This window comes from Pseudoalteromonas sp. CO348 (genome assembly GCF_004208845.1).
GTDB classification, from domain to species: Bacteria; Pseudomonadota; Gammaproteobacteria; order Enterobacterales; family Alteromonadaceae; genus Pseudoalteromonas; species Pseudoalteromonas maricaloris.
The window spans coordinates 96408-114576 of sequence record NZ_SGPI01000010.1 but is presented as its reverse complement, the minus strand read 5'-3'; the positions used below and the strand labels follow the sequence as shown (position 1 = coordinate 114576).

Genomic DNA, 18169 nt, shown 5'->3' with positions numbered 1-18169 from the left:
ATTGCCAATTTATTTGCTGAGCAAAAATAGCCCGTGAAAATCTGTTTTATTATGTACCCTTGGGAGCGTGTAGAAGCTGAAAACGACAGCACGCTAAGACTTATCCACGAAGCCGTATCGCGCGGTCACGTCGTTGCCATCACCACCGTAAACAACCTCACTATTCGCGAAAGTGTTGCTAGTGCCTTCTGTGATGTATTTGTTGCGGGCCAAAAAGTATCTGATAACTTCGTGAGCTTTTACAACAAAGCTGAGTTTAAAAAAGTACAGCTTCCTTTGGCAGGTTTTGACGCAATATTTATGCGCGCTAATCCGCCGCTTGATACCTTAGCGATGAACTTTTTAGACTCTGTTCGTGATGATACTTTCATCATCAACGACATTGATGGCCTGCGCATTGCTAATAACAAGCTATACACGGCATCCTTCCAAGGCATCGCGAGAGAATTTATACCAAATACGCATGTATCTAAAAACAAAGAGTATTTAGAGCGTATATTCTCTGAGTCAGAGCAAGAGAAAATGATCTTAAAGCCACTTGATGGCTTTGGCGGTCGCGGTGTTATCGTCGTTGAGAAACGCGCGAAGCAAAGCTTTAGCTCGCTCCTTGAGTTTTATATCGGTGGCGACGAAGCTGGTAAAGGCAGCAACTACGTCATTTTACAAGATTATGTTGAAGGTGCCGACGAGGGTGATGTTCGCATCCTAATGCTTAACGGCGAACCGATTGGTGCCATGAAACGTGTGCCTGCAGCAAATGAAGTGCGTGCCAACGTACATGCCGGTGGCAAAGTGGTGAAACACAAACTCACTAACCAAGAAAAAGCGCTATGTAAGCACATCGGTCCTAAGCTTGTGCGTGATGGTTTGTATTTTGTTGGCATTGACGTGATAGGCGGCAAGCTTATCGAAGTTAACGTACTCTCGCCTGGGGGGATAACCCGTATTAACCGTTTAAACCGCTGTAAGCTGCAAGTGCAAGTTATCGATTTTGTAGAGAGTGTGGTGCACGCCAAAGAGCTAGTAACGCATCGCAAAAACCAATTCCGTCAAGTAATAGAAGATGCTCATGCTATCTGAACAAGCCATCATTGCCGCGCTTGAAGCCGGCAAACCCATCAGTGGACAATTTGCTGAAGGTGCTTTTCACCTCGAAGTGAGAGAATACGTGCCTTATGTCGCCACTGCTGTACACGCAGGCCACCGCACCCGTGCTAGCCTAAAAGGCTTGTTCGCCATTAGCGATGCTGAGCGTTTACAAGAGGAAGATCCGTTTACCGACGGCATGATTGAATCATTACCCATCACGCTTATCGCGCGTGACTCACGTTACGAATACGATCTTAACCGTGCGCCAGAGCTTGCGATATACAAAGAAGCATGGGGAAAACAAGTGTGGAGCCAAGCGCTACCAAATGCAGACATAGATGTTAGCTTGTCAAAGCATGCAGCCTATTACCGTGTGCTCAGTGCGCTGTTAACCACGCTTGAGCGTAAGTTTGGTGCCTGCTTGCTATTTGATGTGCACAGCTATAACTATCAAATTCGCAGCTACCCTTATGCACCAACCTTTAATATTGGCACTGCACAACTTGATACCTTGCGTTTTCGCGCCGTATTAGATGAGCTGAAAAAGCAGCTAGGACTGAAAAAGCTGGCAGGCCAGCTGGTGGATTGTGCTGAAAATACCGTCTTTCAGGGCCATGGTTATCAAGCGCAATATATTACCAGCCACTTTGATAACACCTTAGTGGTACCGCTGGAAGTCAAAAAAGTCTTTATGGACGAAAACAGTGGCGAATTATTCCCTGTGGTGTTTGAAAAACTACAGCGCAACATGCATGTTGCTTTGAGTAAAACGGCAAAAACATTTGCGAAAAATCACTGCTATAAGCCACTTCGCAAAGCAAAATCAACGTCGCAGCTTGACCCTGCGCTGATTAACGTGGACTCAGCGCTATACCGCATAGCCAGAAACCTTGAAACGCTGCATTACGTTAACCCAAGTAATATCGCACAAGAGAAACGTCGCTTTTTCTCGAAACGTCATTATCAACCTGCGTTTAAATATCGCCCGCTGAAAATTGACCCGTATGAGTTTAAAGAGCAACTCTATCGCTTGCCCGTTGGAAAAATCCAAGATCCGATCGTAAAAGATTTATATCGTAAAGTGATCGACAGCTACGCCACAAAAATCGAACTGATCACCCAAATTGGTCGCGAAGCCTTTTTGTATAACTCGCTACGCTATTATGGTGAGCCGGATTACAACGATATAAATAATGCGACCTTCTTGCTGCACGCACGCGAAACCGAAACCTTGCCAAAAAAAGACATTACAGCCGAGCAGGCCCTAGTACGTTTTAATCAAGCGATTGAGACCATGGGCTTACCTTGTAAGGTCGCTATATCAAGCAAGCTTGTTGCCAAAGCAATGGTCGACAATAGTAAGCGTCTTCTGCTTGTAAATAGCAGTGCAATGTTATCTGAGCTTGATATCAATGCCTTGATAGAGCATGAAATAGGCGTGCACTTGCTCACGACCTTAAATGCTGACGCCCAGCAACTTAAAGTGCTGCACTTAGGTCTACCCGGCAATACCTATACTCAAGAAGGCCTTGCCATCTATCGTGAGTATCAATCTGGGCAAATAAATTTGACACGATTGAAAGTATTGGCGCTCAGGGTGATTGCGGTCAACATGCTGCTTAAAGGCGATAAATTCTATCAAGTGTATGAATTTTTGGCTGACTCAGGTGTATTAAACGTCAATGAAGCCTTTGCGCTGACCACGCGTATCTTCCGTGGTGGCGGATTTACTAAAGATCACCTCTACTTAAAAGGCTTTAAAGACATAGTGCAGCTTGCCAATACCCGCAGCTTAGATAATTTATATCTCGGTAAAACGGGCATTGCGCACTTAGATGCACTGGACGCGTTAGTAGAGCAAGGTATATTCACAAGGCCTAAATATCTGCCGGATACGAGCCGAGATCCTAAGCCAGATGCAATCCTAAGTTATTTAATTTCTTCAATTAAATAGGCCAAATTCGCCACTGTGGTTATACTAGTGCCATCTAGTATCTACCCAGTGGCTTTGTTTTGACACAACAGGAAATAGATTTACTCGCTTTTGAGCTGGCAAACCTTCGTCTCAAAGCCGATCTTGCGCTTGCACCAAAGTACAGTTATTTTTCAGATAAACCCTACCCGCTTGGTCGCTGCCTAGAAATTCGCGATGAAATGTTTAAACTCGTCACCACGGAGCTCAAGCAAAATTCAGAACGTTTATCTGTGCTCAGGAATTACATGCTTAAAGAGAATGCCGAGCTCAAAAAAGTATGGGGTTCGCTACGCGATGAGTACTTTCAAAATGCGATGTTGGTGGGAGATTGGTATATAGATACCGCAAACGATACGGTGAATGCAAACAAACCCAGAGTTGAAATCAAACCCATCGCACAATCAGGCTTTTCAGCCATCACTCATTTCGAGCAGTTTGTGAAGATTGCTCGCGCTTACTGGCAAGTGGAGGTGTTTAAAAACACCGCCTTTCCAGCCATCGCGCCTTATTTACCGTTAATTTGTGTCAATGCAAAAGGCGCTACTTGGTTAGCTGCGGCCAATGACGATATGATCAAAGTCGCTACCGACAGTGAGTTTAGGCTATCTGAGCAAATCCTCTGTCAGCTGCCAGAGCCTGACTCTGTTATCGTATCTCGCTGGCAGCAGACCCTAACTGGCATCGATGCTTTAGATGACATCTTATTGCAGACAGGAAAGCCCGAGGGGTTTTGCCAACTTTACAGAGCTGCCGAAAAAGCAGCGGATTTAGCATTTAGAGACAGAGTTGTACGCGCCTATATGAGCTTACCCAAAGGCGCGTAGCGTAGTGAATTAGAAGGAAGCGGGATAAGTCGGTTTTTCGTCCGTAATTTCCCATTTATCTTCTGTTGGTCTATCCACTCGACATTGATTTTGCTGTTGAAAACACCTGTCCTCACAGTTTTGTACTTGCATCGGATCTGAGTAATCTCTGCGACAGCTCATAGAACACGAACGTGAATCACCTTCGCAATCGACCGGCACATTGCTGACTCTAGTTGTAAAATGTCCACTACAGCCGCTAACAAACACAGCGGCGAACACTGCTGCTACCCATAATTTTGTTGTCATTGTTCTGCTCTCAAAAACACCGGTTCTTGGGCCTTTTGCGTTGCTTCTTCACTAAAGCGGTATCCTGCAATATCAAACGCCTTCAGGCTTTCCAAATCCGATACTTGGTTCTCAATGATATACCTTGCCATCATACCGCGCGCTTTTTTCGCGTAAAAACTGATGACTTTGTATTGACCATTTTTACAATCTTTAAAGATAGGAGTGATAATGTCGCCTTTCAGCGCTTTCTTATCTACCGCTTTAAAGTACTCATTTGAAGCTAAGTTTACCAAGTATTGTGTTTGTGCCCCTTCCATGACCTTATTCAGTTTTTCAGCGATAATCGTGCCCCAAAACTCATACAGGTTTTTGCCACGCGGGTTACTTAACTTTGTACCCATTTCTAAACGATAGGCCTGCATTAAGTCAAGTGGTTTTAGGATGCCATACAGCCCAGATAAGATACGTAAATGATTTTGCGCATAATTTAAATTAGCCTCAGTTAGGCTTTGCGCTTCTAAACCAACGTACACATCGCCATTAAAAGCAAAAATAGCTTGTTTAGCATTGTCTTGTGTAAAAGGCTCTGACCACTCGGCAAACCTTGCCGCATTTAAGCCAGCGAGCTTGTCGCTTATCTTCATTAAGCTACCGATCTGCTGTGGTGATAAATCGCGACAAACTTGAATAAGTGACTCGCTATGCTCCAGCAGCTCTGGCTGTGTGTGCATCTTGGTTGGCGCAGGTGTTTCATAGTCTAGGTTTTTCGCTGGAGAGATAACTGTGATCATGGTTTGCCTATTGACTTAGCTAGTAATTAATGTCAATTTCAACACTATCCCCAAGTAACTTCAAGTGTTTGTCCGCTTTCACTTGGGCTTAAGCAATTCGCTGTTAAAGTACAGCTTCGCTTTACAACTCGACCTTATATAACAATAACCCTAAATAACGAGTGTGATATGTCGCCCGATACGGACATATGACCTATTCAGCTATTTAATGGTGTTGCAACATAAGGCGTCTAATATCACTTCGCTGTTATCAATATTGGAATGAGGAACACATGACTTCAGCATTAGATAGGCTAAAACAACATTCATCAATCGTCGCTGACACCGGTGACATTGAAGCCATCCGCAAGCTACAGCCAGAGGATGCAACAACTAACCCTTCTCTTTTACTTAAAGCGGCAGAGACGCCTGCTTATCAGCCTTATCTAACAGAAGCTTGGGATTATGCCAAAGCCAATGAAAGTGACGCTGAAAAGCAATTAGCGCTGGCTTGTGACTATTTTGCCGTTGTGATTGGTAAAGAAATCGCAAACTCTGTGCCGGGATATATCTCAACAGAAGTAGACGCACGTTTATCTTTTGATACCGAAGCGACTATCGCAAAAGCAAAAACGCTATTAAATTTATATGAAGCGCAAGGCGTAAGCAAAGACAAAATCTTGATTAAGATTGCATCGACTTGGGAAGGTATTAAAGCCGCTGAAGCACTGGAAAAAGAAGGTGTTAAGTGTAACCTAACGCTGCTATTTAGCGAAGCGCAAGCACGTGCATGTGCCGATGCAAACGTATTTTTAATCTCACCATTTGTTGGCCGTATTCTAGATTGGCACGTTGCCAACGGCCTAGAAAAACCAACTGACCCACTACAAGATCCGGGTGTACAATCTGTTCGTAGTATTTTTGAATTCTATAAGCAGCACGGTTATAAAACCGTTGTAATGGGCGCCAGCTTCAGAAATACAGGTGAAATTCTAGCCCTAACGGGTTGCGATAAGCTCACGATTAGCCCTTCTCTATTAGAAGAGCTCGCTGCAATGCCTGCAAACGAAGATTACCTACTTGAGGCTGACTTTGCGCCTAAAGCAAAACCTGCTGCGCTTAGCGAAAGTGAGTTCCGTTGGTTACATAACCAAGACGCAATGGCCACAGAAAAGCTTGCTGAAGGTATTCGCTCATTTGCCGATGCACAAGAAACACTAGTCGCACGCTTTAAAGCACTGTAAGCGCCTTAAACATTCGATTTCGAAACGCCGCATATTGCGGCGTTTTTGTTATCGCTCTCAATACAAACCTTTCTGACACCTCCTAGATATCACCCGAATTGACCTTCATCAAACTGTCACTTGGTTTTAACCCAAAAGACATAATTGTGTTTTATTTTTATCCCGTCTGTGGTATATCAATATCACTTGAAGTGAAAATTGATGCCGCTACTTTCTGGTTTTGGTACAAAAAGCAAGCAACGCGGGGTTGTTTGTAGCGTACTTTAGCTATCAGACTTTTATCGGTTCCTCATATTGAGGTTTGCCAAATAGTATGAAGAAATCAACGGTGTCATTGCAGTTGTAGTGCTAACAACAGCCGAAGCAAATGCCACTTTAGGTTGTTTTTATCAATAGGAGATTTTCATGGATACCCTAGACGAGTTATTAGAATTATTAGAAAGTCCGGATACTAGGAAAAAAACTTCATCTAAGGGCAAAAAAAGAAAATGGCGTGAAATTGAAGCGCTAAAAGATAAACAGCGACTACGCAAAGAACTACAGGAATTGGATATTTTCGCAGACAGTGTTGATTTAGACGAATTTGATTTTAACTAAAAAGAGCGCCCTTCACGGCGCTCTTTTTAGTTTTTATCTGCTATAACTCGGCCAATCGCCAATCGATTGGCTGCTTACCCATTTGGGTGAGCAGCTGATTAGTTTTGCTAAAATGGCCACTACCAAAAAAGCCGCGATGTGCTGAGAGCGGCGAAGGGTGTGGTGCGTGTAAAACATGGTGACGGTTTGTGTCTATGCTCTTACCCTTTTTCTGGGCGTGTGAGCCCCAGAGTAAGAAAATCACACCTTCGCTGTGGGCATTCAGCCTTTCAATCACTACATCTGTAAAGCGCTCCCAGCCCAAATGCTTATGTGAATGGGCTTGGCCTTGTTCTACCGTCAACACCGTATTTAACAGCAGTACGCCCTGTTTAGCCCAGTCAATTAGGTAGCCGTGATTGGGTATGCGAAAGCCGTCAATATCCTGCACCAACTCTTTATACATATTATTTAACGACGGTGGAGGCTTAATCCCTGGTAACACAGAGAAACATAGACCATGAGCTTGATTGGGGCCGTGATAGGGATCTTGCCCTAAAATCACCACTTTAACCTGATCAAAAGGCGTGACTTTGAACGCGTCAAATACCTGTTCATGGGGCGGAAACACATTTATACCTTGAGCGCGACGCTCTGCCACGTAATCCATGGTTTGCTTAAAGTAATCTTGTTGTTTTTCCTGACCTAACACGTCACTCCACGTTGTCATGCTTCACCTTTTTTCATCATATTATAATGGCTTCGAGAAGCGTCGAGTTTACCACATAAATCCGATATTCCCTCGAGCATACGATAGCTATAACGATGGAGCAGATCGGCATCTACCGAAATAGTTTGTTGGTACTTTACCGCAGGGATCGACGGCCATTGCTGCCATGCAATTGCTTTAACTTCTTGTTTGGTCTTTTCTTCAGGGATCACTATCACTTGTGGTGATTTCAACAGAACATTTTCAATGCTAATTTGCGGATAGTCCGTGGTGGCGTCGGCAAAAACATTTTTCACATTACACACAGTAAATACTTGCTGTAACCAACTTTCGCCTCCTACGGTCATCAGCGGTGATGGCCACAATTGATAAAATACAGCTAAGCTAGCGCTTTGTGTATACTGGGCCTTTAGCTCATTTAAACGTTTAGTAAATAAATCAGCCTGTTGCTGAGCTTGGGCTCCAAGGCCAGTAATTTTACCTAGGCGTAGCAACTCTTCCGGTAGTTTATCTAGATATTTCGCTTCACTATAAATCACCTCAACACCAAAGCTTTCGAGCTTTTCAAGCATAGGAACGTGACTTGCATTTTTCCACGCAATAATAAGATCAGGCTTAAGTGCCAAAATTTTCTCAACCGAAATGCCTTGATAGTCACCAACTTGAGGCAGTTGCTTGGCTGATTCTGGATAATCTGCATAGGCTACCGTGCCTACAATCCGCTCCCCAGCTCCTATTGCATAAAGATTTTCGACAATATGAGGCGCAAGCGCGATGATCCGCTCTGCGGGCTTAGCACTAACGCTAAAGGCAAAACCTAGAACAATAAATAAGGCGAATTTTCGCATCAGTAGTCAAACCCTTTTTGCGCCTTAATGCCGGCCTCAAACGCATGCTTCACATTACGCACTTCGCTCACAGTATCTGCAAGCTCGGTCAGGCGTCGATGTGCACCGCGCCCAGTTACAATCACTGATTGCATGGTAGGACGGTTTTCTAGCGCCGTTATGACTTCGTCCAAATCTAGATAGTCATAGCTCAACATATACGTAATTTCGTCAAGCAATACCAAATCGATGCTTTCATCTTGTAGCCATACTTTTGCTTGCTGCCACGTCGCCTGCGCAGCAGCAGTGTCAGTTTCACGGTTTTGCGTTTCCCATGTAAAGCCCGTTTTCATGACAGCAAATGGCACGCCGACTTTTTCGAGCAAATTGCGTTCACCGCAATCCCAGGTTCCTTTAATAAATTGTACAACCGCAGCGTTCATACCATGACCGACACAGCGTGCAACGGTGCCAAAACCAGATGTTGACTTACCTTTACCGTTACCTGTGATCACTTGTAAAATGCCCTGCTCTTGCTGCGCTGCGGCAATTTTTTCATCGACTTGTTGTTTTACTTTTTGCTGTCGTTGCTGATGCTTATCTTGTTGTTCGCTCATGTTATTCCTCAATTATTTTCATCAATTTTTGCCAATCTAAATGTGCTTCACAGCTGTCGGCAAGACGCGTAATTTGCTGCTCTCTGTGCTTCGCTAAATCAATCGCGGCTGTACCCGCTTGCTTACTACCGGCCCAAGACAAGATAGCCTGTGTCGCGGCGACCGTATCAAATAAACCATGTAAATAGGTGGCTGCAATTTGATTATCTCGAGAGATAAAACCGTCCTGCACACTGTTATTTGGATGTGTGTTAAATCGCAAGAATGGCACCTCGAGTGCCGCTCCAGAAGAAATCCCTGCATGGATCTCGTAACCACAAATTTCAGCACTTTGCTCATCCAATTGGCAAATGCCAGATACTTGCGTCAGTACTTTTTGCTCTGAGAGTGTGGTCTCAAAGTCAGCCAGACCAAGCCCAGCGACTTCACCGAGTGTTGATTCCACCGCATTTGGATCTCTGATGAACTTACCTAACATTTGCAAACCGCCGCACACACCTAGTACCTTACCACCGTACCTCAGGTGCCGTTTGATTTCTTCTGCCCAACCCTGTTTGCGCAAGAAGGTTAAATCGCTCAACACATTTTTGCTGCCAGGCAGAATGATTAAGTCACAAGGACCTATAGATTCTTGATAGCGTACGTAACGCAAATCCACTTCAGGGTTTAAGCGCAAGGTGTCAAAGTCGGTGTGATTGCTAATATGAGGAAATAGTAAAACCCTGACGCTTAACGATCCCCGTTCACAGATATTGTCCACCGTCACCGCATCTTCTGCATCGAGCGCTAAGCCATGCAAATAGGGCAATACCCCAAGTACAGGCTTACCCGTTTTTTGCTCGAGCCAGTCAAGTCCAGATTGCAATAACGCAATATCACCACGGAAGCGATTGATCACAAACCCTTTAACCAAGCTTTGTTCATAGTCACTTAATAGCGCAAGTGTGCCAACCAAGTGTGCGAACACCCCGCCTTTGTCGATATCAGCGATAATGATCACGGGGCACGCGACTTCACAGGCAAACCCCATATTGGCAATGTCATTTTCACGCAGATTGATCTCAGCTGGGCTCCCCGCCCCTTCCACTATGCACAGCTCAAATTGTTCGCTGAGGCGTTGATGTGAGGAAAGTACGGCCTCCATCGCTACCTTTTTGTAGTCATGATAAGCGGCTGCTTCCATATTGCTAATGGCTTTGCCGTGAATGATCACTTGAGCGCCAGTGTCAGAGTTTGGCTTAAGCAAAATAGGATTAAAGTCTGTGGATAGCGGGACTTTTGCGGCCTCGGCTTGGAGTGCTTGTGCCCGGCCAATTTCACCGCCACAAGGTGTGACAGCACTATTTAGTGCCATATTTTGCGGCTTAAAAGGCGCAACCGATAAGCCTCTTCGTTGCAGCACCCGGCAAAGTCCCGCAACCAGTGTACTTTTACCGGCATCCGACGTGGTACCCTGCACCATTAAGGTTTTCATACGTCTTGACCTTTTAAACATTGTGGCAAGCCTGCAATAACAAAATCGACTCTGTCGGCCACTTTAGCAATGTCTTGATGGAGCCAACCAGACTCATCAACAAACTCACGGCTTAGCTCGCCAAGCGGAATTATCCCATGCCCCACTTCGTTACTCACCAAAATAACAGTGGCAGCACAGCTTTCTAGTGCCGCCAGCACATGTTCTTTTTTGTCTATGGTCGCGGCTTTGCCCATTTCGCATAAGCCAAAACTCAGCCATAAGGTCAAACAATCGATAAGTAACAGCGCATCTTCGCGTGCAGTAGCAATAAGCTTATCAATATGCCACGGCTCTTCCACTAGCTGCCAGCGGCTATCACGCTGCATCTGGTGAGCAAACACGCGGCTTTTCATTTCTTCATCTTGGGCTTTTGCAGTTGCAACATAGTAAAGTTCGTTCACCGCACCTTGCTCTAACAATAGAATAGCGCGCTGCTCTGCCAAGCGACTCTTGCCTGAGCGAGCACCGCCCAGTATTAACTGTATTTGTGCCATTAGAGATGACCCACAATAAAAAGCAAAATAGCAAGCTCAGCAAGTTGCTGCGCAGCCCCTAAACAGTCTCCGGTGTAACCACCGAGTTGCGCGTTAAACCATTTAATGCACACAAGTCTTAACACAAATAAGCAAGTACACAGCATCAGCAAGTCGAACAGTGAAAGCGCAAGCCATGGCCAACAAAAAATTAAAATCGCGGTGGTAGTGAGCGTAAGGCGAGTCGCCGCAGCACTTGATAGATGTTTCGCTACCGGCTTAACTTTGCTCAGCTCATCAGCCTGTACATAGTTAAGCGCACCGATTAAAGACACCGCAAAGGCACGGCTTAGGCTATGGGCTAAAATAAATGCAGCGAGTGTCACTGCAAAGTCATTAAAGAGCATGGTCAAAAGCGAAAACTTGGCCATTAACAGTAATATCAGCGCACAACTACCGTATGTACCAAGGCGGCTATCTTTCATGATCTCAAGCTTTTGTTCACGGCTCCAGCCACCGCCAAAACCGTCAAAAACATCGGCAAGACCGTCTTCATGGAAAGCGCCGGTAAGTAAAATACTCGCAGCCAGTGCAACGACGGCGCCGAACATTGGCGACACACTACTACTGGCAACATAGCCAAGTATGGCCGAGAAGCCACCAACAAATAAACCAACTAAAGCAAAGTAACCACTCACTTCGTTAAGTTCATCAGATGAAGGGGCAGGATCCAAACGAATTGGCACTCGCGTTAAAAACACCACAGCAAGCTTAAACAGTCGCCACTCTTGTTGCCACTGCATTATGCGTCTACCACTTGCGTAACATGGGCATCGGCAAAGCTTGCCATTTCGCAAAAAAAGCCTAGCGCAGCTTGTAATAATGGAAGCGCTAGAGCGGCGCCCGTTCCCTCACCCAAGCGCATATCTAAATGCAGTAATGGCTCAGCGTTTAACTGCTCTAACATTAACTTATGGCCTTGCTCCATAGAGCCGTGAGCAAACACCATATATTGCTTACTATGTGGTGCTATTCTACTTGCCAACATAGCCGCTGCGGTAGAGATGAAGCCATCCACTATAATCACTTTTTGTGCCCGTGCAACCGCCAGCATGGCACCAACCATTTGCACAATTTCAAAGCCACCTAGGCGCTGCAAAATTTGCTCTGGTGTCGCAAGCTTATCTTGATGATATTCTAGAGCCTGTTTGATAAGTGCCCGTTTTTTGCAAAGCGTTTCATCGTCAATGCCTGTACCACGCCCCACACATAATTCCACACTCGCCCCGCTAAGCGCCGCTAAAATTGCAGCTGCAGAACTGGTATTGCCAATCCCCATTTCACCAAAAGCAATCACGTTGCTACCCGCTTCAATAGCGGACATCACCACTTGCTCTCCATATTCAAGTCCTTGCTTGAGCTGCATTTCGCTCATCGCGGACTGTTTATGGAAAGCATGAGTAATATCGCCAAGTCGCTGTGAGCGCAAATTCGGCGCAGGCTCACATGGCACTAATGTGCCACAGTCTACTACGGTTAACTGCCAACCAAGTTGTCGACAAAAGACGTTGATCGCGGCCCCCCCCTGCACAAAGTTTGCAACCATTTGTCCAGTCACTTCGCTTGGCGCAATAGAAACCCCTTGGCTTGCAATACCATGGTCACCCGCAAAAACAAACATTGCAGGGCGTATTATTGCTAACTGCTCTATGTCTAATTGCGTCTGCCCTTGTGAGAAGATCTGTACTAGCTGCGCAGCCAAGGCTTCAAGCTTACCTAGCGCACCTAGCGGTTTGGTTTTTAAGTCAATGCGCTGTTGAATAAGCGTGTTTAAGCGAGTATCTAACGGTTTAACCATGGGTAACTCCGACGCCTCCAGAGCGGCGATTTTTGAAAATAAGCAATGCTAAGAAGAACACGCTGCCAATGGCAGCGGTGATCACACCCACAGGAAGTTCCTGATTATCGATAAGCGTGCGCGACAATACGTCCACCCATAGCATCAAAAGCGAGCCGCAAAGCGCGGTGGCCACGAGCCCAATGACCTTTGCTTGCGAGATAAAAAAGCGCACGATATGCGGGATCATCAAGCCTACAAATCCGACTCCGCCGCACGCAGCCACAAGTACTGCGGTGAGTAAGGAGCTCAATAACAACATACCTATTCGCACTCGTCCTACATTCACGCCAAGCGTGGTGGCACTCTCATCTCCGAGCAACAAGGCGTTGAGTGGCCGACGCATCACTAAAAGCGTGATAAAACTCAGTAGCACGACCAAACATGGAAGCCATAGCCATTGCCAGCTCGCCCTTGCAAATGAGCCTAGATTCCAAAACAAGATTGCACTGATGGCTTGAGGGTCACTCCAATAAAGCAACAAGCTGGTAAAGGCACTGAACAGAAAAGAAAGTGCGACGCCCGCCAAGAGCATAGTTTCCACCTGCTGCAGCGCATTGCGATTTGCCACAAATAAAAGTAGCAAGATAGACAGCAAACTTCCGACAAATGCAGCCCCAGACATCATTAGGCTAGACTGTGCACCAAATAGCGCGATAAGCACCACCACACCGAATGAAGCACCTGAAGAAATACCAAATAAATAAGGATCAGCTAGAGGGTTACGCGTCACGGTTTGCAAAATAAGACCCGCTATCGCCAGTCCTGCTCCCGCGCTCATCGCCAGTAACGTCCGTGGCAGACGAAGTTCAACTACCACCCGCTGTTGAAGTACGTTGGGATCGAAATTAATAATCGCTTGTATAACCGTATGCCAAGATAAATCAATCGCACCGATCTTAAGTGCCATCAGCATGCTAAAACAGCACAAGCTCAATAGCAGTATCGATATCAACGCGATCCGCTTTGCGGCAATCATAATTGATACCCGTAATGAAAGCGTATATGTGGGATCTCACTGTTATTTGGCGGATGACGGACAGTAGAAACCTCTGCGCATACCCCAAAAACTTGGCTTAATAGACTTTCGGTAATGACTTCAAGTGGCGACCCATCTGCAATAAGCTCACCGTTATTTAATACTAATAAGCGGTCGCACAAGGCGCTAGCCAAATTTAAGTCGTGAAAAGACGCAATAATAGTAACACCAAGCTGTTTGGCCAGCTCCATAATTTGGATTTGATATTTAATGTCCAAATGGCTGGTGGGCTCATCCATTATCAATACTTGAGGCGCTTGCACCATGGCACGTGCGATCATTGCCCTTTGCTTCTCCCCACCAGACAAGGAGCTAAAACATTGCTCCAATTTATGGCTCAATCCAACTTGCTCAATGGCATGTAAGATTGCCTGTTTTTCAGCAGCCGTTGTTGTCGCGAGCAGTGATTTATTCGGTGTTAGCCCCATCAATACCATATCAAATAATGGCAGAGTAAACTCAGCGGGGATCTCTTGTAGCACCACAGCAACATGTCTCGCGTAGGCTTTACGCCCATAACTAGCTAACGGCTTACCATTGAAAAGTAGCGCCCCAGAACTTGGTGCTGTGTATTGATATAAAGTGCGCAGCAAAGTCGACTTTCCAGCTCCATTCGGTCCGAGCAAACCAATAAATTCACCCGAATTAATAGCAAAGCTGAGTGCCTTTAAGATGGCTTTACCACCAAGCTGCACGCTAAGTTTATCGACTTGAAACTGTGGAGTGACTGCCATAGCACCTCTGATTGGGCACGGCAAAGTAGTAGCTTATAGACAAGCAACAACTTTGACTTAAGTCTGCCCGCTTAAGTATATGGATAGGCCTTGGTATCTGACTTATGCAAGAGACATGGCTCAAGCACTTACAGTTGCGGGGACAGTTGAGGACTCACACCTCATTCCCAATATCTACCTATCACGAAATTTGCAATATTATGAAGTCTAGACGTCTAAAATACAACTTTTGGCCAAGCAGTTTGGCTACTGTCGTAAAACACCTCAACTTTTACTATACCCGCATAAGGAATATCTATCTTCGATTGGTATGCAGTAAGCTCAGGCGATAGGTCAAGAATAAGTGCTACAAGCGCTTTTATTACTCCAGCATGTGCTACGACGGCGGTACACTCTTCACTTGGCGACGCCAAAATGCTGTGCCACCATGTGGCGACCCGATGATGAAAATCATACATAGACTCACCCTCAGGAGGCGTGTGCAGCCAAGGGTTGTGCCAAAAATCGCCAATACTTGGAGATTGGGTTTCTCGCCAAAGCGTATCATAGGATTGTCCATCCCATAATCCAAAATCAAATTCGGCGAGATTTGGCTCCACGTCAACGGGGAGTTGATACTGCTTTGCAAAGGCTTTAGCTGTATTCAGACAGCGCTTCCTTGGAGAGCTAATAATACGCCGCAGGCCACTTAGACTCGTTAACGATTGCAGCAATTGCTGAGCGCCTATGGTACTGAGTTCGGGATCTGTCACTCCAAGTAAATGGCCTGATAGGGTCGTTTCACCATGACGAACAAAATATAGCTGCCGCTGCATTTTTACTTAACCTAAGGTTTGTTACCCAAAAAGCAAAAACGCAAGCTAAGCTTGCGTTTTCAATTAATATCATTCTACGGTTACAGGATCTGGTTTTCTTTCCACATCTCTTCTTTTGCTAACCGCTTTTTGCGTTTGTCGCATGGATCGTCGCAATCACAAATTTTGTCAATGCCCATTGAGCCCAAACCACCACAACTACTGGCCATGGATTTCTTTTGTACGATAACGCCTACAGCCATCGCAACAGCGATAAGCATAAGTAAACCGAAAGTAAGGAGGAATAAAGACATTATCTAGCCCCTTTTATTGCTACATTGAATTGAGTGACGACGCGCAAATTATACGCTTTCATGGCGTCACTCACAATTAAATTATGGGGTGTTGTTCAGCTTAATTCAAGTACGGCTTAAATGCTTCACTCGCGTAACTCTTGATCCCTTCAGGACTTTTATACATCAAATACACGGGGAGTTGATGCTCAGTGGCATACGCCTTTGCACGCTCCGTGCCCATCACAGTCAATGCCGTCGCTAGGCCATCAGCTGTCATCGCAGATGGATGTAGTACCGTTACCGATACCAGCTCATGTTTAACTGGGCGACCCGTTGTAGGGTCAATGAGGTGTGTAAAGGTTTCACCGTCCATTTCATAAAAAATACGGTAGTCTCCTGAAGTTGCAATACCATTTTTGCCGGGCTCTATCACGCGGTGAATTTGGCGTTGACCAACAGGCGCATCGGGTTTCTCGATAGCAATACGCCACTCACCATCCGGCTTCTTGCCAGAAACGCGAAGCTCGCCACCGATTTCAACCATATAGTCATGAATATCATGACTCTCAATCACCTCAGCGACCTTATCTATGCCATAACCTTTAGCGGTTGCAGAAAATGATAATTCCAGCCCCGCAACTGTTTTCGCAAGACCACGGTCATTTAAAATAAGCTTATCAACACCGATACGAGTGCGCATATCGTCTAACTCGGCCTGTGACGGACGCATTGTTGGTCTTTTGTCAGGACCAAATCCCCACAAATCGATAAGCGGTCCCATCGTAACATCAAGCGTTTTGGTCGACTTTCCAAGGCGGATAGATTCAGCAACTACCAAGCGAAAGTCTTCACTGATAGACATAACAGTATTTGCGGCTAAACGGTTGAACTGGTTAATCTCAGAATCTGGGATATAGGTGGACATAGATTGATTAACAGCCTTTAATGCTTGCTCAACCTCCTCATGCAACTGCGCTTGTTCGAGCGGCTTTTCACCGGGGAATACCTTGATGTTGTAAGTCGTGCCCATGGTTTTACCAGTCAGCACGATTTCCTTGGCTTCAGGTTTAGCGTCTTGGCACCCTGTTAAAAAAACGAATAAAAACGAAATAATAAAAAATCTAGATAAAAAAGCGTAACTTGCTTGCATCAGAATTCCCTGAGTTTAGTACCAACGGGTATAAAAAAGCCCTCGAGCAAAGCATTTTGCTGGAGGGCTTATATTCTAACTTAAGTTCATTGTTAGACCGAAACCTAATTAACCACCGAAGTCATCAAGTAGGATGTTTTCGTCTTCAACACCTAAGTCTTTAAGCATGTTAATAACTGCCGCGTTCATCATTGGAGGACCACACATGTAGAACTCACAATCTTCTGGCGCTTCATGGTCTTTAAGATAGTTTTCAAAAAGTACGTTATGAATGAAGCCCGTGTAACCTTCCCAGTTATCCTCTGGTTGAGGATCTGAAAGGGCAACATGCCATTGGAAGTTATCATTTTCTTCAGCTAGACCGTCAAAGTCTTCCACGTAGAACATTTCACGCTTAGAACGTGCACCGTACCAGAAAGACATCTTACGCTTAGAGTTAAGACGCTTAAGCTGATCGAAGATGTGTGAACGCATTGGCGCCATACCAGCACCACCACCAACAAATACCATTTCAGCATCTGTGTCTTTCGCGAAGAATTCACCGAATGGACCAGAAATAGTAACCTTATCACCTTCTTTAAGTGACCAGATGTACGATGACATCTTACCACAAGGTAATGTTAGGTTATTTGGCGGCGGAGTTGCGATACGTACGTTTAGCATGATGATGCCAAACTCTTCTGGGTAGTTAGCCATTGAGTACGCACGGATAGTTTCGTCGTCAACTTTAGACTCTAGCTTAAAGAAACCAAAACGTTCCCAGTCAGCACGATATTCTTCAGGAATATCATAGTCTGCATATTTAACATGGTGAGCTGGTGCTTCAATCTGAATGTAACCACCGGCACGGAAAGGTACAACTTCACCTTCAGGGATGCCTAGTTTTAGCTCCTTGATGAAAGTTGCTTTGTTATCGTTAGAGATAACTGTACATTCCCACTTTTTAACACCGAAGATTGATTCTTCAACTTCGATTTCCATGTCGTTTTTAACGTTAACCTGACACGCTAGACGACAGCCTTCACGTGCTTCACCTTTAGAGATGTGGTCAAGTTCGGTTGGTAGAATATCACCACCCCCCTCTTTAATATGTACGCGACACTGGCCACATGAGCCACCGCCACCACATGCAGACGATACGAAAATACCCGCGTTTGCAAGTGCACCTAGTAGCTTACCGCCAGCAGGAGTCTTGATCGCCTTTTCAGGATCGCCGTTAATATCAATTGTAACGTCACCGCTTGCTACAAGCTTCGATTTCGCTGCAATGATGATAAGCACTAGCATCACAACGATAGCGATGAACATGCTTACGCCTAATACAATAGTTTCCATCGTATAGTTTCCT

At 45.4% G+C, this 18169-nt stretch carries 20 protein-coding genes and 1 riboswitch; of the genes, 5 read left to right on the top strand and 15 right to left on the bottom strand.

Annotation, left to right across the window (positions count from 1 at the left end):
* Nucleotides 1-33: 33 nt before the first annotated feature.
* From gshB to EXT48_RS03170, 3 genes are read left to right on the top strand one after another with little or no spacing between them, the layout of a single operon-like run.
* Nucleotides 34-1080, top strand: a complete 1047-nt coding sequence (gshB, locus tag EXT48_RS03180) for a glutathione synthase (protein ID WP_010372154.1) — start codon at nt 34-36, stop codon at nt 1078-1080.
* Nucleotides 1064-3043, top strand: coding sequence for a flavohemoglobin expression-modulating QEGLA motif protein (locus EXT48_RS03175; RefSeq protein ID WP_045988952.1), 1980 nt, complete (start codon nt 1064-1066; stop codon nt 3041-3043). Before gshB ends, EXT48_RS03175 begins: the two co-directional genes overlap by 17 nt.
* A gap of 59 nt (nt 3044-3102) precedes the next feature.
* The gene (locus EXT48_RS03170; protein WP_130163555.1) at nt 3103-3888 is read left to right on the top strand and encodes a hypothetical protein; all 786 of its coding nucleotides are present in this window, start codon (nt 3103-3105) and stop codon (nt 3886-3888) included.
* A gap of 9 nt (nt 3889-3897) precedes the next feature.
* On the opposite strand, the gene EXT48_RS03165 is transcribed toward EXT48_RS03170, so the two are convergent.
* Nucleotides 3898-4176 (bottom strand): hypothetical protein, encoded by a 279-nt coding sequence (locus tag EXT48_RS03165; protein ID WP_130163554.1) that lies wholly within the window; start codon nt 4174-4176, stop codon nt 3898-3900.
* A complete protein-coding gene (gene yaaA, locus EXT48_RS03160; protein WP_010606114.1) occupies nt 4173-4949 on the bottom strand; it encodes a peroxide stress protein YaaA in 777 nt (258 codons plus the stop codon). Before yaaA ends, EXT48_RS03165 begins: the two co-directional genes overlap by 4 nt.
* A gap of 272 nt (nt 4950-5221) precedes the next feature.
* On the opposite strand from yaaA, the gene tal reads away from it, so the two are divergent.
* Nucleotides 5222-6172 (top strand): transaldolase, encoded by a 951-nt coding sequence (tal, locus tag EXT48_RS03155; protein WP_045964644.1) that lies wholly within the window; start codon nt 5222-5224, stop codon nt 6170-6172.
* Nucleotides 6173-6577: 405 nt separating this feature from the next.
* Nucleotides 6578-6769, top strand: a complete 192-nt coding sequence (locus tag EXT48_RS03150) for a DUF3545 family protein (protein ID WP_010372168.1) — start codon at nt 6578-6580, stop codon at nt 6767-6769.
* A 40-nt stretch (nt 6770-6809) separates the two neighbouring features.
* Here EXT48_RS03150 and ung read toward each other — a convergent pair whose 3' ends face one another.
* The 13 genes from ung to nqrF all read right to left on the bottom strand — a co-directional run bounded on the left by ung (nt 6810) and on the right by nqrF (nt 18156).
* Nucleotides 6810-7478, bottom strand: coding sequence for a uracil-DNA glycosylase (gene ung / locus EXT48_RS03145; RefSeq protein ID WP_039493728.1), 669 nt, complete (start codon nt 7476-7478; stop codon nt 6810-6812).
* Nucleotides 7475-8326, bottom strand: a complete 852-nt coding sequence (locus tag EXT48_RS03140) for a cobalamin-binding protein (protein ID WP_130163553.1) — start codon at nt 8324-8326, stop codon at nt 7475-7477. Before EXT48_RS03140 ends, ung begins: the two co-directional genes overlap by 4 nt.
* Nucleotides 8326-8922, bottom strand: coding sequence for a cob(I)yrinic acid a,c-diamide adenosyltransferase (gene cobO, locus EXT48_RS03135; protein WP_045987675.1), 597 nt, complete (start codon nt 8920-8922; stop codon nt 8326-8328). The genes EXT48_RS03140 and cobO overlap by 1 nt, the downstream gene beginning before the upstream one ends.
* 1 nt (nt 8923) lies before the next feature.
* Nucleotides 8924-10396 carry a cobyric acid synthase gene (locus tag EXT48_RS03130; RefSeq protein ID WP_130163552.1) on the bottom strand — a complete coding sequence of 491 codons (1473 nt, stop codon included), beginning with the start codon at nt 10394-10396 and terminating at the stop codon, nt 8924-8926.
* Nucleotides 10393-10932, bottom strand: coding sequence for a bifunctional adenosylcobinamide kinase/adenosylcobinamide-phosphate guanylyltransferase (cobU, locus tag EXT48_RS03125; protein ID WP_010606107.1), 540 nt, complete (start codon nt 10930-10932; stop codon nt 10393-10395). The genes EXT48_RS03130 and cobU overlap by 4 nt, the downstream gene beginning before the upstream one ends.
* Nucleotides 10932-11714: an adenosylcobinamide-GDP ribazoletransferase gene (locus EXT48_RS03120; protein ID WP_130163551.1), complete on the bottom strand. Its 783-nt coding sequence runs from the start codon at nt 11712-11714 to the stop codon at nt 10932-10934. The genes cobU and EXT48_RS03120 overlap by 1 nt, the downstream gene beginning before the upstream one ends.
* Nucleotides 11714-12769 carry a nicotinate-nucleotide--dimethylbenzimidazole phosphoribosyltransferase gene (gene cobT / locus EXT48_RS03115; protein WP_130163550.1) on the bottom strand — a complete coding sequence of 352 codons (1056 nt, stop codon included), beginning with the start codon at nt 12767-12769 and terminating at the stop codon, nt 11714-11716. The genes EXT48_RS03120 and cobT overlap by 1 nt, the downstream gene beginning before the upstream one ends.
* A complete protein-coding gene (locus tag EXT48_RS03110; RefSeq protein WP_045987679.1) occupies nt 12762-13787 on the bottom strand; it encodes an iron ABC transporter permease in 1026 nt (341 codons plus the stop codon). The genes cobT and EXT48_RS03110 overlap by 8 nt, the downstream gene beginning before the upstream one ends.
* A complete protein-coding gene (locus EXT48_RS03105; protein WP_130163549.1) occupies nt 13784-14581 on the bottom strand; it encodes an ABC transporter ATP-binding protein in 798 nt (265 codons plus the stop codon). The genes EXT48_RS03110 and EXT48_RS03105 overlap by 4 nt, the downstream gene beginning before the upstream one ends.
* A gap of 68 nt (nt 14582-14649) precedes the next feature.
* Nucleotides 14650-14778, bottom strand: a riboswitch (cobalamin riboswitch).
* A gap of 18 nt (nt 14779-14796) precedes the next feature.
* On the bottom strand, nt 14797-15396 hold the full coding sequence (locus tag EXT48_RS03100) for a histidine phosphatase family protein (protein WP_130163548.1): 600 nt from the start codon (nt 15394-15396) through the stop codon (nt 14797-14799).
* Between the two features lie 80 nt (nt 15397-15476).
* Nucleotides 15477-15689 (bottom strand): (Na+)-NQR maturation NqrM, encoded by a 213-nt coding sequence (gene nqrM, locus EXT48_RS03095; protein ID WP_010372193.1) that lies wholly within the window; start codon nt 15687-15689, stop codon nt 15477-15479.
* A gap of 100 nt (nt 15690-15789) precedes the next feature.
* Nucleotides 15790-16821 (bottom strand): FAD:protein FMN transferase, encoded by a 1032-nt coding sequence (locus EXT48_RS03090; RefSeq protein WP_130163547.1) that lies wholly within the window; start codon nt 16819-16821, stop codon nt 15790-15792.
* A 108-nt stretch (nt 16822-16929) separates the two neighbouring features.
* Complete coding sequence (nqrF, locus tag EXT48_RS03085; RefSeq protein ID WP_010372196.1) at nt 16930-18156, bottom strand: NADH:ubiquinone reductase (Na(+)-transporting) subunit F; 1227 nt, start codon at nt 18154-18156, stop codon at nt 16930-16932.
* Between the last annotated feature and the right edge of the window lie 13 nt (nt 18157-18169).

What these genes read in the sequence shown, in the direction of transcription:
- EXT48_RS03130 (WP_130163552.1), bottom strand. Translation starts at nt 10,396, where the DNA reads ATGAAAACCTTAATGGTGCAGGGTACCACGTCGGATGCCGGTAAAAGT.
- EXT48_RS03150 (WP_010372168.1), top strand. Translation starts at nt 6,578, where the DNA reads ATGGATACCCTAGACGAGTTATTAGAATTATTAGAAAGTCCGGATACT.
- cobO (WP_045987675.1), bottom strand. Translation starts at nt 8,922, where the DNA reads ATGAGCGAACAACAAGATAAGCATCAGCAACGACAGCAAAAAGTAAAA.
- EXT48_RS03120 (WP_130163551.1), bottom strand. Translation starts at nt 11,714, where the DNA reads ATGCAGTGGCAACAAGAGTGGCGACTGTTTAAGCTTGCTGTGGTGTTT.
- EXT48_RS03175 (WP_045988952.1), top strand. Translation starts at nt 1,064, where the DNA reads ATGCTCATGCTATCTGAACAAGCCATCATTGCCGCGCTTGAAGCCGGC.
- tal (WP_045964644.1), top strand. Translation starts at nt 5,222, where the DNA reads ATGACTTCAGCATTAGATAGGCTAAAACAACATTCATCAATCGTCGCT.
- yaaA (WP_010606114.1), bottom strand. Translation starts at nt 4,949, where the DNA reads ATGATCACAGTTATCTCTCCAGCGAAAAACCTAGACTATGAAACACCT.
- ung (WP_039493728.1), bottom strand. Translation starts at nt 7,478, where the DNA reads ATGACAACGTGGAGTGACGTGTTAGGTCAGGAAAAACAACAAGATTAC.
- cobU (WP_010606107.1), bottom strand. Translation starts at nt 10,932, where the DNA reads ATGGCACAAATACAGTTAATACTGGGCGGTGCTCGCTCAGGCAAGAGT.
- EXT48_RS03105 (WP_130163549.1), bottom strand. Translation starts at nt 14,581, where the DNA reads ATGGCAGTCACTCCACAGTTTCAAGTCGATAAACTTAGCGTGCAGCTT.
- EXT48_RS03110 (WP_045987679.1), bottom strand. Translation starts at nt 13,787, where the DNA reads ATGATTGCCGCAAAGCGGATCGCGTTGATATCGATACTGCTATTGAGC.
- EXT48_RS03090 (WP_130163547.1), bottom strand. Translation starts at nt 16,821, where the DNA reads ATGCAAGCAAGTTACGCTTTTTTATCTAGATTTTTTATTATTTCGTTT.
- EXT48_RS03140 (WP_130163553.1), bottom strand. Translation starts at nt 8,326, where the DNA reads ATGCGAAAATTCGCCTTATTTATTGTTCTAGGTTTTGCCTTTAGCGTT.
- nqrF (WP_010372196.1), bottom strand. Translation starts at nt 18,156, where the DNA reads ATGGAAACTATTGTATTAGGCGTAAGCATGTTCATCGCTATCGTTGTG.
- nqrM (WP_010372193.1), bottom strand. Translation starts at nt 15,689, where the DNA reads ATGTCTTTATTCCTCCTTACTTTCGGTTTACTTATGCTTATCGCTGTT.
- EXT48_RS03165 (WP_130163554.1), bottom strand. Translation starts at nt 4,176, where the DNA reads ATGACAACAAAATTATGGGTAGCAGCAGTGTTCGCCGCTGTGTTTGTT.
- EXT48_RS03100 (WP_130163548.1), bottom strand. Translation starts at nt 15,396, where the DNA reads ATGCAGCGGCAGCTATATTTTGTTCGTCATGGTGAAACGACCCTATCA.
- cobT (WP_130163550.1), bottom strand. Translation starts at nt 12,769, where the DNA reads ATGGTTAAACCGTTAGATACTCGCTTAAACACGCTTATTCAACAGCGC.